Origin of the sequence: Pseudomonas sp. PS01299 (assembly GCF_029960145.1) — a bacterium.
GTDB lineage: Bacteria > Pseudomonadota > Gammaproteobacteria > Pseudomonadales > Pseudomonadaceae > Aquipseudomonas > Aquipseudomonas putida_A.
On the sequence record NZ_JASCPO010000342.1, the window covers coordinates 1 to 4,516 of the forward strand.

The window sequence follows — 4,516 nt, forward strand, 5'->3', positions numbered from 1 at the left end:
GGCTTGCTCGCGAAGGCGTTCTGTCAGAGACGTCTGTGCTGACTGACACACCGTCTTCGCGAGCAAGCCCGCTCCCACAGGGGGGATATGTGGTGTTCTGGGGTTTAGTGGAAGTCGCGGCTTTGTACGCGGATGCCGTCGAGCAGCGGAGTCAGATCGCTCAATCGCCCGGCGATCAGGTGTCGAACTTCGCCCTCCCGCTCCCAGCGGCCATCGACCTTGAGCAATTGCGAACCGACCAGCACCTGACGCTGACGCTCAGCCAGATCGCGCCAGACCACCACGTTGACGTTGCCGAACTCGTCTTCGAGGGTGACGAAAGTCACGCCGCTGGCAGTGCCCGGTCGCTGCCGCCCGGTGACCAGCCCGGCGATGCTCACCGGCCGCCCGTGCTCGACGTCCAGCAACTCCTGAGAGCTGCGACAACGCCGCGCCTTCAGTTCACCACGCAGCAGCGCCAGCGGATGCGGCCCCAGCGTGGTGCCGATAGTCGCGTAATCGGCCTGCAGGTCCTCGCCGACACTCGGTTTGGGCAACAGCACATCCGGCTCTTCCTGACTTGGCAAACCGGCAAACAGGCCCAGCTGTTTCTGCACCCCGGCCACTTCCCAGCGCGCGCGGTGCCGATGCCCGGCCATGCCACGCAACGCCCCGGCATCCGCGAGCAACGCCTGGGCCCGACTGTCGAGCGCGGCCCGTTCGCTCAGGTCGGCGACATCGGCAAACGCTCCCCGCGCCCGCGCCGCCTCAATGCGCCGCGCATCGTCCTCGCGAAAGCCCTTGATCATCCGCAGGCCCATACGAATCGCCGGTTGCGCGCCGCTGATCGGTTCCAGGCTGCAATCCCAGTCGCTGGCGCGCACGTCCACCGGACGGATCTGCAACTGATGCCGACGGGCGTCCTGAAGGATCTGATCCGGGCTGTAGAAGCCCATCGGCCAACTGTTGATCAACGCGCAAGCGAACGCCGCCGGTTCGTGACACTTGAGCCAGCAACTGGCGTAAGTCAGCAAGGCAAAACTGGCGGCGTGGGACTCGGGAAAACCATAGCTGCCGAAACCCTTGATCTGCTCGAAGATCTGCGCGGCGAATTCCTCGGTGTAGCCGTTTTTCTTCATGCCGGCGGCGAGGCGTTCCTTGTGCGGCTCCAAGCCTCCATGGCGTTTCCACGCGGCCATCGAGCGACGCAACTGATCGGCCTCGCCGGGGCTGTAGTCGGCGGCGACGATGGCGATCTGCATCACCTGTTCCTGAAACAGCGGCACGCCGAGGGTGCGTTTGAGCACCACTTCCAGTTCCGGCGAGGGATAGGTTGTCGGCTCTTCCTTGTTGCGTCGGCGCAGGTACGGATGAACCATCCCGCCCTGAATCGGCCCCGGGCGGACGATCGCCACTTCGATCACCAGATCGTAGAACTTCGCCGGTTTCAGGCGCGGCAACATCGACATCTGCGCCCGCGATTCGATCTGAAATACACCGATGGTGTCGGCGCGGCTGATCATCTCGTAGGTCGGTTTGTCTTTGTCTGGAATCGTCGCCAGGCTCAGATCGAGATGGCGATGACGACGCAGCAGATCGAAGCAACGGCGGATGGCACTGAGCATGCCGAGGGCGAGGATGTCGACCTTGAGCAGCCCGACCGCATCGAGGTCGTCCTTGTCCCATTGAATGATCGTGCGCTCGGCCATGGCGGCATTTTCCACCGGCACCAGCGTGTCCAACGGCTGTTCGGAAATCACGAAACCGCCGGGGTGCTGCGACAGGTGTCGGGGGAAGCCGATCAGTTGCCCGGTCAGGCTCAGCACCCGACGCAGTACCGGGCTGTCGGGGTCGAAGCCGCCTTCGAGCAAGCGCGCCAGCGGCGGTGTTTCGTCGCTCCAGTGGCCGCAGCAATCGGCCAGTGCATTGATCTGATCCGGCGGCAGCCCAAGGGCCTTGGCTACGTCGCGCACCGCACCGGCAGCGTGGTAAGTGCTGACCACCGCCGTCAACGCCGCACGCCGCCGGCCATAACGGCGAAACACGTATTGCAGGACTTCTTCGCGACGTTCGTGCTCGAAATCGACGTCGATGTCCGGCGGCTCGTTGCGCTCTTTCGACATGAAACGCTCGAACAGCAGCGTGGTGCGGTCCGGATCGATCTCGGTGATGCCCAGGGCAAAACACACCGCCGAGTTGGCCGCCGAACCCCGGCCCTGACAGAGGATTTTTTGCTTGCGGGCGAAACTTACTACGTCGTGCACGGTGAGGAAGTAGCTTTCGTAGCCGAGTTCGGCGATCAGTCGCAGCTCATCGTCGATTTGCTTGAGCACCTTGGCCTGCGGCCCTTTCGGCCAGCGCCAGGCAATGCCTTTTTCGGTCAGTTGGCGCAACCAGGAACTACCGGAATGCCCCTCCGGTACCAGTTCTTTCGGATACTCATAGCGCAACTCGCCCAGCTCGAAAGTGCAGCGCCGGGCCAGTTGCACCGAGGCGTCGAGCAGAGCCTGCGGATACAACTCGCGCAACACCTCGAGGCTGCGTAGATGCCGCTCGCCGTTGGGGTGCAGGCGCAATCCGGCCTCGGCCACCGGGACGTGATGGCGGATCGCGGTCATGGTGTCCTGCAGGGCGCGCCGCCCACGGGCGTGCATGTGCACGTCGCCGCTGGCCACGGCGGCGATCTGCAGTTGCTCGGCCAGACTCAGCAGTGCCGCCAGCCGCCGCTGATCGTCCTGCCCGCGATGTAGCTGTACCGCCAGATACAGGCGCTCGCCGAAAGTCTGTTTCAGCCAGCGGCCCTCCTCGACATCATTAACGCTGTCCGGCACCCACACGGTGAACAATCCCGGCAACGGCTCGTTGAAGTCCTCGCGCAGCACCTGGTACTGGCCCTTCTGCGTACGCCGCCGGGCCTGAGTGATCAAGCCGCACAAGGCCTGATAGCCCGCAAGGTTCTCCACCAACAGCAGCAGTTTCGGGCCTTTATCGATGCGGATTTCGCTGCCGATGATCAGCGGCAGTTCCACCGATTTCGCCGCTTGCCAGGCCCGGACGATCCCGGCCAGGGTGCACTCGTCGGTGATCGCCAGCGCCTGATAACCGTGTTTTTTCGCCCGCTGAAACAGCTCAAGGGCACTGGAGGCACCGCGCTGGAAACTGAAATTCGACAGGCAGTGCAACTCGGCATAGTCGTGGTTCATGCAAACCAGCCCTGCAGCCACAACGGACCGCCCTCGCCCACGGCCCGATAGGCCCAGCCCTGCTGACCAGCGCGGTTCTGGATCAGGTAGTAATCGCGGCGCACATCATCACCGTCCCACCAGCCGGACTCGATGCGCTCCGGGCCCATGAGAATCCGCGCCGAACCTTCCGGCACGCTCTGCGGTTCGCCGAGCAGCCAGCCCGGGCGCTGCACGCTCGGCAAACCGCTGCAACGCTGCTTGTCGACGCCGTTCTGCCACGCACATTCCGGGCGATGGTCGGCCTGGAAGCGCAGGCCCTGCACCGCCTCATCGCCGAGCCGTGCGCGCAGGCGTTCGCGCAATTGCTCCCAAGGCAAGGTCTGTTGCGGACGGTCATCGAACAGTTCCTGAAACTGCGGGACGAAACTCGGCAGGTCTTCTGCCCGCAGGCGAAAGCCGCGCACCGGGGCCTCGACCTGGACTTGTTCCAGTCGCCCACGGGCCAGTTCGAAGAGCATCGCCGGATCGCGCTCGGCGCTGAGCAGGCCGACCTTGATCAGCGTGTCCGGCAGCCCGGCGTGCTCCAGATGCAGGTCGAAACGCTGCACGCCGCTGTCACGCCCGCAGAGGAACGCCGACAGGTCAGCGGTCAAGCGGCGTAACGGAAACAGCAGCGCCTGATGGGATTGCACGTCGAAATTGAGTTCGATGCGCACATCGAAGCGATCCGGCGGCAGATAGAACGCCAAGGCCAGCGGCCGTGCACCGAACAGGGTGTCGAGATGCTTGAGCATCGACGCTTCGAAACGCCGGGCCAGGGCCTGACGCGGCAGGCTCTGCAGTTGGTTCAGGTTGCGCAGGCCCATACGCGTCAGCGCGGTGGCGACCTGCGGCTCCAGCCCGACACGGTCGACGGGCAACTTTCCGAGGTGATGCTGCAGGGCCTCACCGTCAGGTACCACCAGACCGTCGTAGGCGTTGGCCAGCACCCGCGCCGCCACCGGATTCGGTGCGGCGACGATGCGATGGCGGAAACCCAGCTCGGTCAGCTCTTTGCGCAGCCGCGCTTCGAACTGCGCCCAAGAGCCGAACAGGCCCAGGCTCGACTCGATCTCGAACACCACGGTACGCGGATAATGCACGCTGACCTGCGCGCTGAAACGATAGGCCCACGCGGCGAGAAACTGCTGCCAGTGCTCGACCTCGGCCAGGTCGTAATCGGCGGTGGCAAAGCCTTTGCTTAGGGCCTGCGCGGCGGTCATCGACTGGCCGGCGCGCAAGCCGCGCTGGCGCGCCGCTGCATTCACCGCTTGCAGCACCCGGCGCTGGGCCGGGGCACTGAGCAGCACCAA

The 4,516-nt window shown here is 64.7% G+C and carries 2 protein-coding genes; both read right to left on the reverse strand.

The features are described 5' to 3' along the window. Positions 1–104: 104 nt before the first annotated feature. Positions 105–3,182 carry an error-prone DNA polymerase gene (locus tag QMX91_RS29220; RefSeq protein WP_282413786.1) on the reverse strand — a complete coding sequence of 1,026 codons (3,078 nt, stop codon included), beginning with the start codon at positions 3,180–3,182 and terminating at the stop codon, positions 105–107. After that, positions 3,179–4,516 (reverse strand): DNA polymerase Y family protein (locus tag QMX91_RS29225; RefSeq protein ID WP_282413787.1); only part of this gene is annotated, 1,338 nt, incomplete at its 5' end. The genes QMX91_RS29220 and QMX91_RS29225, both read right to left, overlap by 4 nt.

Excerpts from the sequence above, each read along its gene's own strand:
- QMX91_RS29220 (WP_282413786.1), bottom strand. The coding sequence starts at position 3,182 with ATGAACCACGACTATGCCGAGTTGCACTGCCTGTCGAATTTCAGTTTC.